20 protein-coding genes and 1 riboswitch are annotated in these 18,723 nt (G+C 38.4%); of the genes, 13 read left to right on the top strand and 7 right to left on the bottom strand.

Features of this window, described 5'->3' with window-relative positions; genetic code table 11:
• The first annotated feature begins 129 nt into the window (after positions 1–129).
• Both hpf and HQQ94_RS22900 read left to right on the top strand, forming a co-directional pair.
• Positions 130–486 (top strand): ribosome hibernation-promoting factor, HPF/YfiA family, encoded by a 357-nt coding sequence (hpf, locus tag HQQ94_RS16800; protein WP_173295491.1) that lies wholly within the window; start codon positions 130–132, stop codon positions 484–486.
• A 202-nt stretch (positions 487–688) separates the two neighbouring features.
• Positions 689–1,564 (top strand): 4'-phosphopantetheinyl transferase superfamily protein, encoded by an 876-nt coding sequence (locus tag HQQ94_RS22900; RefSeq protein WP_302051855.1) that lies wholly within the window; start codon positions 689–691, stop codon positions 1,562–1,564.
• Positions 1,565–1,786: 222 nt separating this feature from the next.
• Here HQQ94_RS22900 and queF read toward each other — a convergent pair whose 3' ends face one another.
• Positions 1,787–2,644: an NADPH-dependent 7-cyano-7-deazaguanine reductase QueF gene (queF, locus tag HQQ94_RS16790; protein ID WP_173295490.1), complete on the bottom strand. Its 858-nt coding sequence runs from the start codon at positions 2,642–2,644 to the stop codon at positions 1,787–1,789.
• 59 nt (positions 2,645–2,703) lie between these two features.
• On the opposite strand from queF, the gene syd reads away from it, so the two are divergent.
• Positions 2,704–3,363: a SecY-interacting protein gene (syd, locus tag HQQ94_RS16785; protein ID WP_173295489.1), complete on the top strand. Its 660-nt coding sequence runs from the start codon at positions 2,704–2,706 to the stop codon at positions 3,361–3,363.
• Positions 3,364–3,401: 38 nt separating this feature from the next.
• Here the strand turns inward: syd and HQQ94_RS16780 are convergent, their stop codons facing one another.
• The 3 genes from HQQ94_RS16780 to HQQ94_RS16770 form a co-directional block, all read right to left on the bottom strand.
• Positions 3,402–4,175: a Zn-ribbon-containing protein gene (locus tag HQQ94_RS16780; RefSeq protein WP_173295488.1), complete on the bottom strand. Its 774-nt coding sequence runs from the start codon at positions 4,173–4,175 to the stop codon at positions 3,402–3,404.
• A complete protein-coding gene (locus tag HQQ94_RS16775) occupies positions 4,175–4,501 on the bottom strand; it encodes a hypothetical protein (protein ID WP_173295487.1) in 327 nt (108 codons plus the stop codon). The genes HQQ94_RS16780 and HQQ94_RS16775 overlap by 1 nt, the downstream gene beginning before the upstream one ends.
• A 451-nt stretch (positions 4,502–4,952) precedes the next feature.
• Positions 4,953–5,183 (bottom strand): DUF2789 domain-containing protein, encoded by a 231-nt coding sequence (locus HQQ94_RS16770; protein WP_173295486.1) that lies wholly within the window; start codon positions 5,181–5,183, stop codon positions 4,953–4,955.
• Positions 5,184–5,359: 176 nt separating this feature from the next.
• Between HQQ94_RS16770 and HQQ94_RS16765 the strand changes: the two genes are divergently transcribed.
• The 7 genes from HQQ94_RS16765 to HQQ94_RS16735 all read left to right on the top strand — a co-directional run bounded on the left by HQQ94_RS16765 (position 5,360) and on the right by HQQ94_RS16735 (position 11,797).
• The gene (locus HQQ94_RS16765; protein WP_173295485.1) at positions 5,360–6,007 is read left to right on the top strand and encodes a GNAT family N-acetyltransferase; all 648 of its coding nucleotides are present in this window, start codon (positions 5,360–5,362) and stop codon (positions 6,005–6,007) included.
• Positions 6,008–6,126: 119 nt separating this feature from the next.
• Positions 6,127–8,124: a methyl-accepting chemotaxis protein gene (locus HQQ94_RS16760; protein ID WP_173295484.1), complete on the top strand. Its 1,998-nt coding sequence runs from the start codon at positions 6,127–6,129 to the stop codon at positions 8,122–8,124.
• A gap of 34 nt (positions 8,125–8,158) precedes the next feature.
• Positions 8,159–8,518, top strand: a complete 360-nt coding sequence (locus tag HQQ94_RS16755) for a hypothetical protein (RefSeq protein ID WP_173295483.1) — start codon at positions 8,159–8,161, stop codon at positions 8,516–8,518.
• 147 nt (positions 8,519–8,665) lie between these two features.
• On the top strand, positions 8,666–9,385 hold the full coding sequence (locus tag HQQ94_RS16750; protein ID WP_173295482.1) for a hypothetical protein: 720 nt from the start codon (positions 8,666–8,668) through the stop codon (positions 9,383–9,385).
• A gap of 487 nt (positions 9,386–9,872) precedes the next feature.
• The gene (locus HQQ94_RS16745; protein ID WP_173295481.1) at positions 9,873–10,658 is read left to right on the top strand and encodes a DUF1461 domain-containing protein; all 786 of its coding nucleotides are present in this window, start codon (positions 9,873–9,875) and stop codon (positions 10,656–10,658) included.
• Between the two features lie 74 nt (positions 10,659–10,732).
• Positions 10,733–11,272: an AAA family ATPase gene (locus HQQ94_RS16740; RefSeq protein WP_173295480.1), complete on the top strand. Its 540-nt coding sequence runs from the start codon at positions 10,733–10,735 to the stop codon at positions 11,270–11,272.
• 12 nt (positions 11,273–11,284) lie between these two features.
• Entirely contained in the window at positions 11,285–11,797 is a 513-nt protein-coding gene (locus HQQ94_RS16735; protein ID WP_173295479.1) for a GrpB family protein, read from the top strand.
• Between the two features lie 87 nt (positions 11,798–11,884).
• Here the strand turns inward: HQQ94_RS16735 and tsaA are convergent, their stop codons facing one another.
• The 3 genes from tsaA to HQQ94_RS16720 form a co-directional block, all read right to left on the bottom strand.
• Positions 11,885–12,607 carry a tRNA (N6-threonylcarbamoyladenosine(37)-N6)-methyltransferase TrmO gene (gene tsaA, locus HQQ94_RS16730; RefSeq protein ID WP_173295478.1) on the bottom strand — a complete coding sequence of 241 codons (723 nt, stop codon included), beginning with the start codon at positions 12,605–12,607 and terminating at the stop codon, positions 11,885–11,887.
• A gap of 25 nt (positions 12,608–12,632) precedes the next feature.
• Positions 12,633–13,016, bottom strand: a complete 384-nt coding sequence (rcsF, locus tag HQQ94_RS16725; protein ID WP_173296685.1) for an Rcs stress response system protein RcsF — start codon at positions 13,014–13,016, stop codon at positions 12,633–12,635.
• Positions 13,017–14,195: 1,179 nt separating this feature from the next.
• The gene (locus HQQ94_RS16720; protein WP_173295477.1) at positions 14,196–14,591 is read right to left on the bottom strand and encodes an H-NS family nucleoid-associated regulatory protein; all 396 of its coding nucleotides are present in this window, start codon (positions 14,589–14,591) and stop codon (positions 14,196–14,198) included.
• A gap of 312 nt (positions 14,592–14,903) precedes the next feature.
• Here HQQ94_RS16720 and HQQ94_RS16715 point away from each other — a divergent pair, with 312 nt between their 5' ends.
• From HQQ94_RS16715 to HQQ94_RS16705, 3 genes are all read left to right on the top strand, one after another.
• A complete protein-coding gene (locus tag HQQ94_RS16715) occupies positions 14,904–15,653 on the top strand; it encodes an electron transfer flavoprotein subunit beta/FixA family protein (RefSeq protein ID WP_173295476.1) in 750 nt (249 codons plus the stop codon).
• A complete protein-coding gene (locus HQQ94_RS16710) occupies positions 15,653–16,576 on the top strand; it encodes an electron transfer flavoprotein subunit alpha/FixB family protein (RefSeq protein WP_173295475.1) in 924 nt (307 codons plus the stop codon). The genes HQQ94_RS16715 and HQQ94_RS16710 overlap by 1 nt, the downstream gene beginning before the upstream one ends.
• A gap of 165 nt (positions 16,577–16,741) precedes the next feature.
• A riboswitch (Lysine riboswitch) is annotated at positions 16,742–16,961 on the top strand.
• A gap of 79 nt (positions 16,962–17,040) precedes the next feature.
• On the top strand, positions 17,041–18,609 hold the full coding sequence (locus HQQ94_RS16705; RefSeq protein WP_173295474.1) for a Na+/H+ antiporter NhaC family protein: 1,569 nt from the start codon (positions 17,041–17,043) through the stop codon (positions 18,607–18,609).
• Positions 18,610–18,723: the final 114 nt, after the last annotated feature.

Genomic DNA, 18,723 nt, shown 5'->3' with positions numbered 1-18,723 from the left:
GATAGTAAAGGGTTAAATGTAATTAAGTGCGCGGAAAAGTAACTGAATAAGTTTATTTTACACATCCCTTGTGTTTCCCCGTATGAGTCCCAATTTCTATTACTGAAGTCATTTTTAAAAGGAAAACCTATGAAAATAAATCTTTCAGGTCACCACGTTGATGTTAGCCATTCAGTTAAAGAGCATGTGAACGACAAGTTTTCTAAAATAGCCACTCACTTCCCAACGTTAATCTCGCTAGATGTGACGATTTCAAAAGAACACGGTGAGCACCAAGTTGAATTACGTACAAATTATGAAGGTAGCCGAATTTCAGCTTCAGGAACACATGAGATCATGTTCCCAGCTATTGCGTCAGCAGCGAAGAAACTCGATGCAGCACTTAAGCACCGTAAAGGTCAATTAAAAGCAGACATGCATGAAAAACCCGTGAGCACGACTCCAGAGATTGCCCATGAAATCATTCAGGAAATGAAGCTGCTGTAACCTATTCAAGGTGCATGAGCTTCACCTTTAGTATTGATTAGTATTGATATCGATAAAAGTAAAGCCATCAACAAAGCGGTGGCTTTTTTATCTCATTATTAACCGCAAGAGATTAGCAGTAGCAATTAATATTGCCTATTTATCTTATCTTTAACTCTGCTACTATCTTATTTTATCGGTATTGAATCTCAATGGAGCCCATTTGCTTACCTCATTTCAAGCATCTCCCACTACAGAAGTTATGGTTTATTTTTGCCCTTTAAATATAAATGAAATGACGCTAGAGCAAGCAGCGTTTATCAGAGAGTGGTTAACTGAAGATGAACTGAAAAAAGTGTCTCGTTACCTTCAAGCAAAAGATCGTGATAAAGGGTTAATGGTTCGTGGCTACCTTAGAGGTATTTTATCTTTATGTAGTGCGGTCGATCTAAAGATCGTACCGCAGGATTGGCGCTTTGAATACGGTGAGAAAGGTAAGCCTGAATTAACAAGCGAATTGAGTGCCCGCACAGGAATTAAGTTTAATATTAGCCACAGTGGTGACTGGCTGGTGGTGGCGTTAATCAATGTTCATCAAGCATCAATGATTGATGATGCTTGCATTGAGCTGGGCGTGGACATTGAGCGCAGTAGGGAGAGCACGAATATCTACCCTATTTTAAAGCATTACTTTACCCAAGTTGAAACTGATGCGCTTTTGGCATTACCTGGATCTTGCCAGCGAGGGCGTTTCTTCGATCTTTGGGCTCTGAAAGAGTCTTACATAAAAGCCAAAGGTTTAGGGCTAGCCCTATCGCTTAAATCCTTTAGTTTTGATTTTAGTCAGATGATTGAAACCACTCTCTTACTAAAAGACAGTGGAGATAAAGTAAAAAAATGTCGTTCATTTGAACATATTGACTTGAACTTTCATCATCAAGATATGAGTATTCATGAGGCTAAAAATTGGTGGGTTTATCTTGCTAAATTGGATGAACAATATCGTTTTGCCTTAAGTGTATCCAATGTTGACAAGGTTACCTTAGTGACAGAGACGTTAAGTTTGCAGAGTATGTTGGCCAAATTAAATACACTGTAGCTATATATTTTTGTTTCTTTAAGTATAAATAAAACTTGTTAACTTCAAGGATTTAATAATTCCTTGAAGTTAACTAAATTTAATAGGTTAGCTTATTTTTTTTGTGATGAATATGATGACTTACTCTTTATGTCTATTTATTAGGAGCGAAGCCTAATCTTGGCAGCTAACCAGTTAGGTGAAACTTGCTTCGTTTTGTATACAGGACCCTGCTATTATCCATTACTGCCTTGCGAGTCTGTGATTCTCTGTTGGTTGCTCAAAGTCGCTGCGGTAGGGGTTAATATCTAGGCCGCCGCGACGTGTGTAACGGGCGTAAACGGTGAGCTTGGCACTGTGACATAAACGTTTGATGTCAACGAAGATACGCTCGACACATTGTTCGTGAAATTCGTTATGTTGGCGAAATGAAATAAGATAACGCAGCAGCTTTTCTTGGTCTATTTTGGGGCCGTGATAGTGGATCATCACGCTGCCCCAATCGGGTTGAGAGGTGATCAAACAATTAGATTTTAACAAGTTAGAATTTAACGTCTCATTGACGATGACTGTCTTATCGCTGCTGTTTAGTAGGTGATCGGGATTAAAGTGGTAATCGTTAATTTCAATGTCGAGATCATCAATACAGGTACCTGGCAGTTCAATAATGCTTTGGCTGGTGAATTGCTTAGGCTCGATAACGTTGACTACTACCTCACCATTAGCGCAGCGGCTGAGATCATTGGCTAAGGTTGATTGAACTTGCTCTACAGTGTCAAACTTGGTTTGATTGAAGCTATTGAGGTAAAGTTTAAAAGACTTAGACTCGATTAAATTATCACTATCAAAACGGAGAAAAAAATCAGCGATAGCGACCATTGGCTTGCCTTTGGCATTAAGCCAAGAGAGTTCGTAACCTGTCCAGATATCAGTGCCATGAAAGGGTAAATCTGTACTGAGGCCGATGGCATCACGGTTGAGTTGACGAGGAACGCCTTGCAGCAAAGAGGCATTATATTCAGATTGGTAACCTGTTGACTTTCCTAATGTCAGTTCAGAAAGAGCCTGTGCATCGCGATAGTGATCATGAACTTGTGTCATCAATGTTTTTTCCATGGCAAAATAGCCAACTATTATACCTAATTTTGGATAACTATTAAGTGTCTTCTCTACCTGCATTAGATCATTTTTTGAATAGATACCACCAAGCTTACTTAGATAAATTAGGAGAGTCTCCTCGGTATTATCCCCAAGGTGAGGATTCTCCTTGTATTGAAGGTGAGTTTCTTGATGATCATGGTGAGGGAACTGAAACAGCAGTTTACTGGCATCCGATTAACAGAGAGGATAGTGTGTCTTTTGATAATGTGAATACAGCATTAGATATTAAGCTACATGCAGATATTAATGGTCTTTTTTGCCGATATTTTTCAGCTCCTTTATTGTTTGAATCAAAATGGGGTGCTGGAGAATTATTACAAGTATGGAATGAGACTGACTTCGATTATTTGCAGCAAAATATCATCGGTCATCTGATGATGAAGAAAAAACTTAAGCAAGCGCCAACCTGGTTTATTGGTGTATTAGGCGATGGTGATAAAATGCTCACCGTTGATAATAGTGATGGTAGCGTGTGGATTGAGATCCCAGGTGAAACACCCAGTGAGAAGCTGACCGATTCATTGGGCGCATTTATTGAGGTTTTGACGCCGAGAGTGGCGCCGCCTGAGTTACACATAGAAGAATCGATGCCTGAATTAGATCACCCAGGGATCTGGCAGAGAATTAAATTAATGTGGCTGAACCTTAAGGAAAAATAGAGTTAGTTAACGCTTTTAGATTGCAGATTGTGAGCCATTTATAGATGGTCCCATGAAATATTTGACACTATACGGCATGGATCACAGCGAAAGTGAAACATATCCAGTAAAGGTTCATCTAATAACCAGTTTTTATTGTTACATCGAGGGCAAGGACGTTTTTTTTCTGTTGCTAAGCTGTCACCACCGACACGATAAAGGTAGTAGTAAGTTGGGATTTTAGTTTGAAATTCAATTCTGCCTCTGATGTCCCAACCACGGCGAAAAAGATCATTGTTGGTTGAAGTGAGCTCTTCTAAAGCGGCAAATTCGGCTTTAGTACCTGCAGCCATCTGCAGCTCATCGCAAGCTTGCCATTCAGTTTGCCATCTAATTACACGCTTATGGTCGCCATTAAAGGTTGCTGGTAGTTGATAAAGTGGGATGGGCTGTAAAGTGTCACCATTTCGAACCGGTGAGCACATGTGCACGTAACTGGTGTAGATCAGTTGCCAACTGGGCTTTTCAGTATTGCTACTTTCTGAATTGATATCTTGGCCAATATACTTCTCTCGTGGAGCAAGCAATTTAGCATGGGTTAATGCATCGAATGCGGCGTTGACCCAAGGGCTATTGAAACGTTTAGCTAAACTGCTTTTTTCTGGCATTAAGAGTCGAACTTTGAAATCGCCATCATTAAAGGCAATAGCGAACTCTCTCCCCAACACTTGCCCATTGGCCCTATAAGCTTCGAGCAAACCATTTATCGCTTTTTCTGCTGATGTGATAGTCGTGTCGTCAAAACATTCAAATCTTAGTTCAATAACATGCATTATTTTAGCGCCTTATAGTCGGCTTCTAACTGAGATGTTCTGTTATGAAGTTGCTGATATAACATTTTTAGTTGTTTTATTTCTAGTGCTAATACGTCGATTTCAGATAATGGTGTAGGATGCTTTGTATCGGATAAACAAGTATCGAGTGTTTGGATTTGCGTTATAGAATCTTGAGACATAGATTTAAACTGCTGTAAACCTTGAATAAGTATTGGCATTGGAATATTAATGCCTAACTTTGTTTTGATTAACGCTAAGCTAGGTTTTTTCCCTGTGTTCGCGATAGATTTTGCTGCTGCTAATACGCTTTCTAAAGGACTCATGATGGTTTCTATCTCAATTATCTGGTTTAAATGGTTCATATATAAAACAGACCATAATAGGGTATTAGCCTGTTGATCTGCTATTTGCGTTTAACGAGATTAACTAACCTGAACTCGGGATAACGAGTGTCAGATATATTTAATTTTTTACTTAAAATCAACAGGTTAAATTTAACCTGGTTATTATTTACCCACCCGCTTGCTTAATGCCGAAATCTTTGTCGATATCAAGGCGGGATTTCGTACGTAATAGCTGGCTATTACTAGAAAGCACAACAAAGATAGGGGCCAAAATAGCGATATTAAGCGGCGCTGCTTAACCCGATCTCAGGTTAACTATCATAAAGAAATAGAACGTCATAGTGAAAACAAATTTGATGAAATGATGTGATAAGTAAGATGGTATGGATGATAAATACTGATTTGCTTTCTAGTCTCTAATGTAGAGATACTATTTTCTGATTAAGGTATCTAAATGATCTATCACTTCAGACCATTGTGCGTCTTCCTCTATAGCCTCTTTTAAAAAACTTTTTTGGGATTCATTCCAAAAATCAGCCTGACAAAGAAGTACATTGTTGGGAATTTTATGATCACCAATAAATTTATCGATATTAGGTGCACTGTTATCTATGCCTAACTGCTCAAATAAATGGCTGAGATCTTGAGGTGTCGTATCCATTGACTGCTCCTTAAATTAGGTATCAATGTGTCGCTAAGATAAATGATTAGTACAAGTATGGATCAAACTACAACAAAGTGTTTATTTTAAAAGCATTATGCGATTAACATTTGCACTATCACTTTGACTTGGTACATTAATCACTCATTATTTTTGAGGTAATAGGTTAACAACAAATGATTAAAGATGAGAATGGATCACTAGAGACATATCGAGCTGTATATTTAACCGCTGAAGATTTACGAGTTGCAGCCTCAATACTTTATAATGCCTATCATGACGATCCTTTTTTTGTGGATTTATTGCACACTGGTGATATGGCAATATATGAGCAAAAACTAAGAGGAGCTATACGTGAGGAACTCAACGAGTTATGGCAACAAGAACAAGCACTAATAGGGCTGTTTGACTCAGATAGAATGGTGGGGCTTGTGTGTATTGTGACACAGCAAGTACCGTTAGGAGGGGCTAGATATTGGCATTGGCGATTAAAAATGTTGCTCAGTACTGGTTGGCAATCTACCCAATCCTTGATTAAAAAAGAGACTTGCTTATTAGAGCATTTACCCAGCCCTCGATGTGGTGTATTACAATTTATTGCCGTGTCTCCCTGTGAGCAAGGTAAGGGGTTTGGGGGCAAATTGGTTGAAGCGGCCCTGAGTTGGTGTGACGAACAACCTGAGTTAGATGGGATGGGAGTCTTTACTTGTGCACAACGTGACGTTCAACTTTTTAGTCAACATGGTTTTAGTGTGCTTGAGCGGCTTTCGATAGGGAACATAGACGGTGAATTACTATTTTATCGCGCTCACGGGAGTGACTAATCAGTAGAATAAAAACAGAGGATACCTAAGTCGATATTGTTATTTTTTTAGTCGTTTTCTCGCATTCACGGCATAATTTGCTATAGCTAATAGAGGCTCATTTAAATTGATGTAGTAATATGACTGTGACAACTAGGATTTATAGCGGATTCGCCATTTCATTATTGCTTTCTATCGTGCTGTTTCTTGTTGCACGTACCAGTGTTAATAATATCAATACTGGTATCGATAAATTATCCTCCCAAAGTGTGCCAATTCTTATTTCTGCTGCAAACTTATCAAAAAGTGTATTGACCAGTGAGCTTGTATTAAAGCAATTAATAACAGCAGATAAGCTTAGTGAAGCGATGTTATTGTCAGAACGTTTTACTGAAGTGCAAGCAGTTAATCAAACGAGTATTATTAATTTAGGTAATCAACTTAATACTTTACCTGAGTTTGTTGAGCTATTCACACAAGTTGAAAAGGCCAATGCACAGCTATACGGTATTGCTAATAAAGGCATTGAACAATTATTAAATGTTCTTAAGCAAATAGAAATAACGGCTAAATTGACGCGTGAATTTGGTGACATGGGTGATGAAAGTTTAAGTTTTGCCTATGATTTAGAAAGCATGGCTGAAGATCAGCAAACGGTTGATGATATAGCTCGATTTGTTGAGTTAATTGAAGTGACGGTAGGGACTGCAAATCAGGCGCTTAAGTCAAATTTGGCCTTTGAAATTATGGGTCTAAGTAAAGAGGTGGAAACTAGTCTAAAAGACATATCTACGCTGTTAACAACGTTGCAATCATCTTATGAACTTAAAGGAAGTGATGAGTTAATTGCGATGGTTGACAATATCCAGCAGTTTAAAGGGGCATTAAGTGGAGATAATAGTGCGATTAAGTCAAAGATTAATAATCTTAAAAGCTTTTCTAAAGTAAAAAAAGAGTTTGAATTGTCCGCGACTCAAGCTAATACAATGCAAACGTTACTTATAGAGCTGAATCACAAAATAGAGGTCTACACAGATGGTGTAAAGCAAAGTGCTTCAGGCATTGTGGCAGACAGCCAATTGACGTTAATTATTTTGGTATTACTTATCGTTATTCTCTCTTTAGTGATGTCATTTTTGGTGACACGCTCAATTTGCTATCCCCTTAAACAAGTGGTTGAGAAATTAAAGATCGCAGCAACCGGTGACATGACGGTCCAGTTTGACAATAAGCGCAAAGATGAATTAGGGGATATGGCTGATTGTATGCAACAGTTATTAAATAGTCTTCGTAATGCATTACAGGAAATTGCAAATAATTCCCATTTATTGGCCAGTACAGCTGAAGAAACCAGTACCATTGCAGATATGAGCTTTGCTAGTGCCAATCAACAGCAGCAGCAAATGGAAGCGATGAGTAGCTCGATTTCACAAATGACTGAAACTGTATCGTCAGTATCTCAGAGTGTTAATGTCACCTTATCTCAAGTTGAACAGGTTAATATGCAAGCAAAACAAGGTGAATCTGTGTTGCTGGAAAATACCGAGAGTATTATTCAGTTAGGTAATACAATTGAAGAGTCAGCGAAGGTTATACAAAGTTTGAACGATGATACGATGAATATTAGTTCAGTATTATCTGAGATTAAAGGGATTGCAGAACAAACTAACTTACTTGCATTAAATGCAGCGATAGAAGCTGCTCGTGCCGGTGAGCAAGGAAGGGGCTTTGCCGTTGTCGCTGATGAAGTCCGGTCATTGGCAAGCCGAACACAAGATTCGACTCAGGAGATCCAGTCTGCTATTGAACATTTAGTTGAAGGAGCCGGACGGTCAGTTGATAGCATGAAAGAATCACAAGATGCTTCACAAAACTGTGTCGTTGGAAGTAACAAAGTAAAAGATATGCTGCATAATATCGTTGAAAGTATTCAGTCTATTCGTGACATGAGTCAACAGATAGCTTCAGCATCAGAGCAGCAAACCATTGCAGCCCAATCACAATTAACGAGCGTCAATGATATCAATGATATTACAGAGCAAACGGCGGTGCGAGCACGTGAAAACCAAGAAGCGAGCCAACAACTTGCTGAAATGGCAGAGGCACAGCGTGCGCTGCTAAATCGTTTTAAAACTTAACTAACCCACGACTTACAATAAGAGGATTTTTGGTATGAAACTTCAATTTATTTGTCTATTTATGGCTATATTTACTTTTATGTTCACTGAATTTGCTTTCGCTGGTGCTTGTGAAATTCAGTACACTCGTACATCGTGTCCAGATAAAGAGAAGATCAGTTATAAAAAGTGTAAAGGTAAACAAAGCTGTTCTAAATTTAAAGAGGCAAGTAGTGCACAAGAATGTGGCGAAATGGCAGTTTCATCTTGTAAAAATAAACGAGTGACAGTGACTAAATCGAAAGTTATTAATGCATTATATGATGATAAGCAAATTAAAGCATCGAATGGGAGCGATGATTTTTGTACGGTTTATGAGAAAGCTGCAGAAGAGTTTAATAAGTGTGATGGTTAAAGAATAAATTCAGGATATATTTTTATGTTAGGTGTATTAATATCCATTTGCCAGTGTACGACTACACGTGTTGTGACTGTATGGTGTAAGCCTTCACATTATGTATTCTTAACCTTGAAAAGCATTGTTTTCATTGGTGCGTTGAGCATGTTTAGCTTAATAGTACAAGGAGCGAACAATCAAAGTATCAAGCTCGCATTTCCTGCTGATCCTGATAGCAATGTAAATATGAAATGGGCTGAATTAATTTATACTGATGCTTTTTTACGCATCAATATAAATTTTAGCTATATAGTTCTGCCTGTTGTTCGTGCAAGTCGGATGACAGATTCAGGGGTACTCGATGGTGAAGCGCTACGAGTTGAGCATTATGGGTTAGGACATCCGAATCTTATTCGGATAGAAGAACCCATAAGTACTACTCATATTGGCGTATTTGCATCTAATCCATTAATCGAGATCAAATCTTGGCAGGATGTCGTCAGTAGTCAGTATAAAATCGACTATTATCGCGGAAATTACCTGGTGCCTAAACGGCTTTCACAATCCAAGTATCCTGACAATATCAATGATTCTTCAGCCCCGATTGATTCATTGCATAAATTAGGTAGAGGTCGAATCGATCTTTACATAGCAGCTGATAGAATAACCAATGATGTATTAAACACGCCTGAATTTGCGGATAAAAAAATTAAAATGATCACGACATTAGAAAAAATTCATATTTATGGTTACCTACATCAACGTCATAGTGAGCTGACGGTTAGATTGGCAGATATTTTTCGAAAAATGAAAGTAGAAGGAAAATTTGAGGAATACTTAAAGCAAGCTAACCAGTTCATGGCTTCTCAAACTGTACCAAAATAATGCTAATAACAGTCAAAAATCCTTGATTACTGAGCACAGCAGTGAATAGAATTTACTCTGAGTATAGGTTCGATAGTTATTGTTGCATCTTTAATAAAATCAAAGTGGATTATAATGTTATGATTATTCAAACCTTCGCAACACAGAGTCATTGACTGTTGTGAGAGGTTTTGTTGATCACTTATTGTCGCTGCGTTCGAAGAACCTCATGATGTTTCATTATACTTAATACGCTTGAGCTTGGTTAAGCCAATCAGATTCGAAACTATTGATGGTGACTTAGTGTGTGTCATGGAAGCGATAGTGATGTATCAGTTCATCAATAAAGTCGCCCTCATCCAAATTTAGTTATTTTTTATGATATATTCTCACCTTAATTTTCTGCTTGTTCTTTATTGATATCCAATAACGTTGAAATGCTGAACGCTGCATTGTGACGTTGTTTGGAGATAGTTTCATTTAATCACAAAAAAATGGATGAAAAATAATGATGTTTTTGCCCAAAAAAATGAATCAATTAGCTGTCAGTTGTTATTGGTTTATCGTGAGTATATGTGTGTTTATTGCCGTAGTTTGGGCTGCGTGGCATGTAATGAAATCACAAGATTTTCATTATGCAAGCCTTTATGATTGGATTGAGATAGAGCAACACATAGATGTGTTTGGACCGCAAAATAAGCACTTTTTGGGACTTGAACAGTTAGGTAAAACTGAGCACGTACGGCTATTTTCTGACATTGTTAGTGCCATTCACCATCATGGCGTTGGATTAACCGAGCTTTCCTTTAACACTTCTTACCATACGCAGCCATTGTTGACCAAAGCCGAGGTGATCCATCTACAAGATGTTGCCAATTTGATTGATACATTAAATAACGCATCATTTTTTTGTATTGTAGTGTTATTAGTACTTGTTTTATTGCCCGTCGTTAGAGGACTGATGTTTCATCAGCCCTTAACATTTCCTATGTTCAACAAACACATTTTGTTCACAGTCTATAGTGCCGCTATTGGTGCTAGTCTAGTGTGTGTATTTGTCATTGGTCCGACTCGAGTGTTTTATTGGTTTCATGAGGTGGTGTTTCCTGATAATCATCAGTGGTTTTTTTATTATCAAGATTCATTGATGACGACGTTGATGAAAGCGCCAGACCTGTTTGCAGCAATGACAATCGGACTGTGTATTTACAGCATATTTATTGCTGCGTTAGTTTTTGTTGTATTTATTTTGCTCAACATGTATTCAAACGTAGTGCTGAAGGTTAAGTGTTAACATTATTCATCATGTAAATGCCATTGTGTGATTCAAAGCTAATGAGGTACAGTTACAACGAAGAGGAGGTTATTTTGAATAATTTCATGGTATTTACAGGTGGCCCAGGCTCTGGAAAAACGAGTGTGATACATGAGCTAATTAACTTGGGGTTTCAATGTGCCTCTGAGGTCGGGCGAAAAATAATACAGTTGCAAGTTACCCAGCATGGCACAGCACTACCTTGGGAAGATAAGGTGGCGTTTCGAGATGAAATGGTGAAAGCTGAAATGTTAACTTTCGATTATTATCAAGGATCAAAGAGCCTAGTGTTCTTCGATCGTGGAATTGTTGATTCATATGGCTATTCGAGATTAGAAGAGTTGGTCATTCCAGAGCAACTTGTAATGGACTGCAAAACACTTAGGTATAATCCTCAAGTTTTTATTTTTCCGCCTTGGGAAGAAATTTTTATAAATGATGCGGAGCGTAAGCAGCAATTTAAGCAAGCTATTGCTACTTACGACAAGATGGTCAGCGCCTATCAAAAATTCGGTTATACCTTGGTTGAGGTACCTAAAACCTCTGTTGCTGAACGTCTTAAATTTATTCTAACTATGATCGAACAAAATTAAGGTGTTAAAATTATGATAGTTAATGTGGTAAAATATCAACAAGGTTGGGCTGAGTTGTATCAAGAGGAAAAGTGCGCGTTATTAAATACATTGGGTGAAATGGTGTGTAAGGTTCACCATATAGGCAGTACAGCAGTGAAAGGTTTAGCTGCAAAACCCATTATCGATATTATGATCGAAGTGGACTCTCTCACAAAGCTAGATGCTGCATCTGGCTTTTTTGAAGAGATGGGTTATGAAGCTATGGGGGAGTTTGGCATTGAAGGGAGGCGCTATTATCGCAAGGGTGGAGATCATCGAACCCATCAAATTCATGGGTTTATGGTTGGAGATTGCCACATACAAAGACATCTCGCCTTTCGTGATTATTTGATAGCCCACCCAGATATAATGCATGAGTATCAAACTTTAAAAATAGAGCTTGCCAGCACATGTAATAATGATATTGATGTGTATTGTCATGGTAAAGATAGCTTTGTTCAATACCATGAAAATCAAGCTGTAAACTGGTTCTTAAGTGTATAACCCTTAAAGTAGCTTCCCTCTGGCTAAATATTTTTTTAAGTGTTATTTACTCAAGATTTTTTATTTTTAGCATTGAGTCAATTGTCCTTATTCTTTTGAACTTGAACGTAATTCTGTCACTTGAATTGTGTCTCCTTCGATATGCCAGATAATATCTAAGTCATACAGTGCTACTTGATACTCTTTAGGATCGCTTTTAGCTTTCTTATAGGCGGGTCGAGGATCTTGGGCTAGTACGCTTGTGATTAGGGCTTCTAATCTTGGATATTGAGCTTGCTTTTGGTGATCAATGAGTTGTTGGCGAGCATGCTTTGAAAATATGACCTGAGTTAGGCTTGGTGTTTCATGAGCGATGCCTCCTTGTGCATCTTCAATGGCGTCAGAAAAGGGAATGTAAGGCTTAATGTCAATAATGGGCGTACCATCGAGGAGATCCATGCCGGAGATCTCAAGTGAGACAATCCCATTTTTGTGATTGATCTGATGCAATTTTACCACCGACTGACCAATGCCATTAGGCCTGAAGGTCGAACGTGTAGCAAAGACGCCCATTTTTATGTTTCCACCAAGACGAGGAGGTCTCACGGTGGTCTTCCAACCTTGAGATAAATTTTCATGAAAACTAAAAAGTAGCCATATGTGTGAGTATTGCTCTAATCCTCTAACCGCATCGATTTGATTAAATGGTGGCTGAAGTTCGACAAAGCCTCGGGCCGCAGTGACGAGACCTGGCTGTCTTGGGATCCCGAACTTTTGCTTATATGGCGTGCGGCATATGCCAACAGCCTGAAGCTGACTGGTTAATGTCATCTGTATTTAGCTTCTTAAAATTAGGTTAGTGGATATCTGAGCTAGCAAGGTTAATGGCTTGCCCAATGCAAAGGGCACTCGTTACGCAGTCTTGTGTTTGTTCTTTTGATACAAAGCAGGTTTTGATAATAAGGCCATTAGCGCCTTTATCAGCAGCTGAACGTCTGGCGAGTGTACGAGCTTCTACTATCGTTGCAGGCGCATCATTTACTCCTATTTGACAAGATTCTCCTTCAACGAGTCCTTTAGGTTCAAAGTTGCTGTTAGGTAGACTATCTTCATAGACAATGACATCAGATACTTTGAAATATTCATCGATAGCTTCTGCATTGAGGTTACTGTTAAATGTATACCCGTTTGCACAACCATTTAGGAGTAAAAGAAGGATAGGTGTTAAGGTTTTTTTCATCATTTAGGCCTGTAAATATCATTTTCGATCCTAAATTATAGATGCTGACCCATTTTTAGATCGAAGGTTAACAATCAGGCATTTATGTTTAGGCATATAGCACTAGAGACAATATAGTCGTCACTAACGTTTTTTGTAGTGTCATGTGCATGAGATTCTATCGCTTTAGATGCTTTTGATAAAGAGGTTGTTGTTGATTATTTTGATCTGCTTTTATTATATTGGCATTGGTTTTTGCCTATAGTCCTTATATCTCTTCATAAGAGTCACTTTTAGTGATGATATAACGTTTGATGTATTGTGTTTGTCGATTGAAAAAGAAACAGCAGTGAAACTGGTTTTTAACATTGTTTTAGAAAGTTAAGTATGGTAGCAGTTCTTTATTGTATGCTATAGGGGTCATTTGCATTTATTGTTATGTTAATTGGTGGCAGATGAGCGGGTGTGGATTGAGGGCGATAATGGTTTATGTTTCATCAGCCGTTAACTATTAGTTAGTAGTGTGTCGTATCTTAGTATGTTCTTATCAATGTCGGTGTTAATTTGAGATAAGAGCATAGATTATTTCATTGAGGTTACTTGACTGTACATTACGCCACCACTTATAGCTTTTTTCATGTATTTTTATTGATTTCAATGACGTTAAATTGCTTTTTAATTTATGAATAGTGCTATTTTTTGCATTTTTTATGTGTATTATTTTTTTTGATAAGAAGTAATAATTTACTTCTTAAATATAAAAAAATCAATTCATTAGCATAATCTATAGCTAAATAATGATGAATTTTACAGAGTGGACTTTTTTAAGTCGATAGCGTATTGATGATGTTATTACTTTATTATTTATTATAACAGTGGTCATTTTTTTGATTATACGCTGTAGTGATTGTATCTTATTATTGAATTATCACAGTTAAGGTTAAACCAACGCACATATATTATTTTTTAATGTTATCAGTATGTTGCGGCTCTTATTTGTGTTTTTATAGATTTAAATTTTTTATCGAAAATTTTTTTATATGTTTTATTTTGGAGGTTATTTTATCTACCTGTGATTAAGTGTTATAGCTTTACCTTGTTAAGGTGCTATTAATGTTAGTAATGGGTCTTATTTTGTTGTTTTAGGTTATAAAAAAACCGGCATATGCCGGTTTTAATCACTATCTAAAATAATAGTATTTAGATAAGGAAGTCATCCATAGTGCGCCCTTTATCTAGTTCGTTTTTAAACACTGTTGGCATACGACCTTGACCAGTCCAAGTAATAGCTTCACCGTTTGGTGCTGCTATTGTATATTTCGCTGGGCGTGGGTCGCGCTTTTTAGGTGCTGCTTTAATAGTAGTAGAACCTAAATCATCAATTGATAAGCCAACTGCTTGCATTTGCTTACGGATTTCATCAATTTTAGCATTACGCTCTGCCATCGCTGCAGTTTCTACTTCAGCTTGAGATTCTCTCTCTGTGATAATTTTTTCAAGTTTGCCTGATAGTTCATTTAAATCATCGATAGATAATTCTTTTACTGCCGCTTTAAAACGACGACCGTGAGTTAGTATTTCAAGAAAATCATTCATAATAATATTGGTCCAATTAATAGAAGTGAGGTAAAAAATATATTAGATAGCTAATGATAGGAATTTATACAACAAGGATCAAATAATATTTGATATTAATTGCCCAATATACAAATAAAAATCAAAAATAAGTATTTTTTATTGTTTTTGAGCAATAAAAATCTTTATTTTTGCCTTGGTTATCGTTTTTTATGCAAACGAGCGTTTGAAAGCTTGTTGACGTTAACGTTAACAGCAAGTACAGTAGGCCTACTTACTTATAGGTAATGGCCTATATGCACTCCGCTAAAATATGACGTAAGAGGAAGCCCTATGAAAGTATTGGTGCCCGTTAAGCGCGTCGTCGATGCAAATGTAAAAGTTAGAGTAAATGCTGACAATACAGGTGTCGATACCGCAAACTCGAAGATGGCAATTAACCCTTTTTGTGAGATTGCTGTAGAGGAAGCCGTTCGTTTAAAGGAAGCGGGAGTTGCTTCAGAGGTCGTGGTGGTCACGATTGGGCCCAAAGCGGCACAAGAGCAGTTACGGACGGCTATGGCACTGGGGGCCGATCGAGGTATTCATGTTGAAGTTGATGAGGAGCTCGTTCCCTTGTCTATTGCTAAGTTACTCCATTGTGTACAAAAAAAAGAGCAAGCCCAGCTCATTTTACTTGGTAAGCAATCTATTGACGGTGATAACAATCAAACAGGTCAAATGTTAGCAGCATTAGGAAAGATGCCTCAGGCCACATTTGCATCAGAGGTGAAACTTGAAGGTGAAGTGCTTACTGTTACTCGTGAAATAGATGGTGGCTTACAGAGTCTTAGCTTACCACTTCCTGCTGTTGTCACTGTTGATTTACGTTTAAATGAGCCTCGCTATGCTAAGTTACCTAACATAATGAAAGCGAAACGTAAGCCGTTAGAGACTATGTCTGTTGACAGTTTAGGTGTTAGCTTGAAATTGCATCAACGTATTCTGAAAGTGTCACCTCCATCTGAGCGTCAATCAGGTGTTATGGTGAATTCAGTGGCTGAGTTAGTGGAAAAATTGAAAAACGAAGCGAAGGTGATTTAATGGCAATTTTAGTGTTAGCAGAACATGATAATAGTGATCTAAAACTGGATACGGCTAAAGTCGTTGCCTGTGCTCAAGCGATTGGTGATGATATCCATGTCTTGGTGGTTGGGTATGAGTGCGGAAATGTCGTCGAAGCGACTCAAAAACTGTCTGGTGTCAGTACAGTACTGGTTGCTGATAATATTACCTATGCTAGCCATATGGCAGATAATGTTGCTGAGCTTATTGTCAGCATTGCATCTGATTATGATCATATACTCGCAGCGGCTTCCAGTCATGGTAAAGATACATTGCCGAGGGTGTCGGTGTTATTAGATGTGGCTCAAATTTCAGAAGTGATTGAAGTTGTTAGTACAGATACGTTTGTTAGACCCATTTATGCGGGGAATGCGTTGGCGACGGTGCAGAGCTTAGATGATAAGAAGGTGATGACAGTACGTAGTAGTGCTTTTGATGAAGTGAGTAATGATGGCTCAGCGGCGAGGGTTACGATCGATAATATTTTTGAATCTCAATCAACCTTTATTTCTCAAAGTTTGACTCAATCTGTGCGTCCAGATCTTGGTGCTGCATCCATAATTGTCTCTGGTGGTCGTGGATTAGGCTGTGCTGAAAACTTTACAATTTTAGAGCAGCTTGCTGATAAACTTGGGGGTGCGTTGGGTGCGTCTCGTGCCGCTGTTGATGCCGGCTTTGTGCCTAATGATCTTCAAGTAGGCCAAACGGGGAAAATAGTGGCGCCAGATCTTTATATTGCTGTTGGGATCTCTGGTGCGATTCAGCACCTTGCCGGAATGAAGAATTCTAAGGTGATCGTTGCGATTAACAAAGATCCAGAAGCCCCTATTTTTCAAGTTGCGGATTATGGTCTAGTGGCTGATCTGTTTGAAGTGGTCCCCCAGCTGGTTGAATTGGTTTAAATCCGTTTTAGGTGTCGCATTAGTGTTGAACTTAAGTTGAGTAAGGTTTAATTTACTCGAATTAGTGTGACTTAGATCACAACAAGTAGCTTTGGGGTAGGATCTCCAAAGCCGTTTATGGTTTTATGGCCTTCGCGTCGTTTGGAACAAGGTTAGATGACGTCCTGAGAATGTAGAGGAGCATTAAATATCAGTAGTGATAGTAGGGGGAGCCCGTTTATCTATCATGAAAGGATTTAATGCCGAAGTAGTAATACACATCACGGTTTACTGCTGGGGCTGACATCGAATAGGTGCAGCACTGCCATAGTATTTCTTGTCTTTTAGGGCAAGAAGATTTTATACCTTTTAACATATGGTATTACTATGGAGCGCTACTGATACGATAGGTGTACCCGATATATATTAATTATCCCACCAGTTCAGTTGCTCTCCATTCCGTACTTAAACGAAGAAAAATATAAATGACAACTTTAAGTTACGCCGATTCGGCACTTTCATTGCTTCCTCCTGTAGTGGCAATTTTATTAGCAATTATTACTCGTCGTGTACTGCTCTCTTTAGGGGTTGGTATTATTATTGGTGCTACATTGATTTCAGATTTTTCAGTGATTAATTCAGGCCAGTATTTAGCCGAAAAAATCGCGGGGTTATTTTGGGATGATGGTAGTCTCAACAGTTGGAACCTTTATCTAATAGGCTTTTTGGTGTTGTTGGGGATGATCACGGCACTTATAACTGTCAGTGGCTCAGCTAAAGCCTTTGCGGACTGGGCACGCACAAAAATTCGTAATAAGCGTGATGCTAAATTATTAACTATGTTCTTAGGCTGTGTGGTATTTATCGATGATTACTTTAACAGTTTGGTTGTTGGTAGTGTGGCGAGGCCTTTAACGGATAGGTATTACATTTCTCGTAGTAAGTTAGCTTATTTACTTGATTCAACCGCTGCGCCAGTGTGTGTTATTTCACCGGTTTCGAGTTGGGGCGCATATATTATTGCCTTAATTGGTGGGATTTTAACAGCACATGGATTTACTGATTCAGGTCATTTAAGTGTGTTTATTCAGATGATCCCGATGAACTTTTATGCGATATTCGCACTATTATTACTCCTATGTGTTGCTTTTCTAGGGTTGGATATAGGCCCTATGCGTACACATGAGTTGAATGCGCAAAAAGGTATCTTATATGATGAATCCAAAGGTTTACCACCAGGGGCAAATTCAGATCTTCCTGAAGCTGACAATGGTAAAATTTTAGGGTTGTTTCTGCCTATCACTGTACTGGTAGCAGCTACTTTTTACTTTATGGTCAGCAGTGGCGGTGATGCTCTTAAGGCTAAAGGTTTAGCGTTTAGCCTTCTTGGTGCATTTGAAAATACCGATGTGGCTTCATCTTTATTCTTTGGTGCTGCGGTAGGTTTGGTATCAACTTTGGTGTTAGTGGTAAGCCAAGGGCTAAATAAGTCATACATGGCGAAAGGGATTATTGAGGGGGCACGCTCAATGTTACCCGCTATTTATATCTTGTTATTTGCTTGGACGATTGCAAGTGTGATTGGCCAACTTGAAACAGGTAAGTATATGGCGAGCTTAGCGACAGGGAATATTCCTTTTGCTTTGCTTCCTGCGGTACTATTTATGTTGGCTGGTTTGACGGCATTTTCAACGGGAACAAGTTGGGGCACATTTGGGATAATGTTACCCATCGCTGCAGATATGGCGATGGGAACACATACTAATATGATGTTACCTATGCTGGCAGCTGTATTAGCTGGTGCTGTGTTTGGCGATCATTGTTCGCCTATCTCTGACACCACTATTTTATCGTCTACCGGAGCCAATTGCCATCATATTGACCATGTGGTAACTCAGTTGCCTTATGCGTTAATTGTGGCTGTTATTAGTTTAGTGGGTTACACAGTGCTTGGATTTACCGAGTCTGTTATTGCCGGTTTTGCGACTTGCAGTATCTTACTCGTGATAACAGTGATCGCCCTCAAAATTAAGGTTAATCGCATTTCGGTATAAACTGAGCTGTACTCCCCAGAAAAAGCCGCTATTATAAGCGGCTTTTTTGTTTGATACGGGACATTTTATCTTTGATATAAGCTTTTGGCATCAATGGTGATAAGCTAACAGAAA

The sequence above is a fragment of the Shewanella sp. VB17 genome, from assembly GCF_013248905.1.
In the GTDB taxonomy this organism is placed as follows: Bacteria; Pseudomonadota; Gammaproteobacteria; order Enterobacterales; family Shewanellaceae; genus Shewanella.
This window is presented reverse-complemented; position numbering and strand designations above follow the sequence as displayed.

What these genes read in the sequence shown, in the direction of transcription:
- rcsF (WP_173296685.1), bottom strand. Translation starts at nt 13,016, where the DNA reads ATGAAAAAAACCTTAACACCTATCCTTCTTTTACTCCTAAATGGTTGT.
- HQQ94_RS16710 (WP_173295475.1), top strand. Translation starts at nt 15,653, where the DNA reads ATGGCAATTTTAGTGTTAGCAGAACATGATAATAGTGATCTAAAACTG.
- HQQ94_RS16780 (WP_173295488.1), bottom strand. Translation starts at nt 4,175, where the DNA reads ATGCATGTTATTGAACTAAGATTTGAATGTTTTGACGACACGACTATC.
- HQQ94_RS16760 (WP_173295484.1), top strand. Translation starts at nt 6,127, where the DNA reads ATGACTGTGACAACTAGGATTTATAGCGGATTCGCCATTTCATTATTG.
- HQQ94_RS16770 (WP_173295486.1), bottom strand. Translation starts at nt 5,183, where the DNA reads ATGGATACGACACCTCAAGATCTCAGCCATTTATTTGAGCAGTTAGGC.
- HQQ94_RS16775 (WP_173295487.1), bottom strand. Translation starts at nt 4,501, where the DNA reads ATGAGTCCTTTAGAAAGCGTATTAGCAGCAGCAAAATCTATCGCGAAC.
- HQQ94_RS16745 (WP_173295481.1), top strand. Translation starts at nt 9,873, where the DNA reads ATGATGTTTTTGCCCAAAAAAATGAATCAATTAGCTGTCAGTTGTTAT.
- HQQ94_RS16765 (WP_173295485.1), top strand. Translation starts at nt 5,360, where the DNA reads ATGATTAAAGATGAGAATGGATCACTAGAGACATATCGAGCTGTATAT.
- HQQ94_RS16720 (WP_173295477.1), bottom strand. Translation starts at nt 14,591, where the DNA reads ATGAATGATTTTCTTGAAATACTAACTCACGGTCGTCGTTTTAAAGCG.
- tsaA (WP_173295478.1), bottom strand. Translation starts at nt 12,607, where the DNA reads ATGACATTAACCAGTCAGCTTCAGGCTGTTGGCATATGCCGCACGCCA.
- HQQ94_RS16715 (WP_173295476.1), top strand. Translation starts at nt 14,904, where the DNA reads ATGAAAGTATTGGTGCCCGTTAAGCGCGTCGTCGATGCAAATGTAAAA.
- hpf (WP_173295491.1), top strand. Translation starts at nt 130, where the DNA reads ATGAAAATAAATCTTTCAGGTCACCACGTTGATGTTAGCCATTCAGTT.
- HQQ94_RS16735 (WP_173295479.1), top strand. Translation starts at nt 11,285, where the DNA reads ATGATAGTTAATGTGGTAAAATATCAACAAGGTTGGGCTGAGTTGTAT.
- HQQ94_RS16750 (WP_173295482.1), top strand. Translation starts at nt 8,666, where the DNA reads ATGTTTAGCTTAATAGTACAAGGAGCGAACAATCAAAGTATCAAGCTC.
- HQQ94_RS16755 (WP_173295483.1), top strand. Translation starts at nt 8,159, where the DNA reads ATGAAACTTCAATTTATTTGTCTATTTATGGCTATATTTACTTTTATG.
- queF (WP_173295490.1), bottom strand. Translation starts at nt 2,644, where the DNA reads ATGACACAAGTTCATGATCACTATCGCGATGCACAGGCTCTTTCTGAA.
- HQQ94_RS16705 (WP_173295474.1), top strand. Translation starts at nt 17,041, where the DNA reads ATGACAACTTTAAGTTACGCCGATTCGGCACTTTCATTGCTTCCTCCT.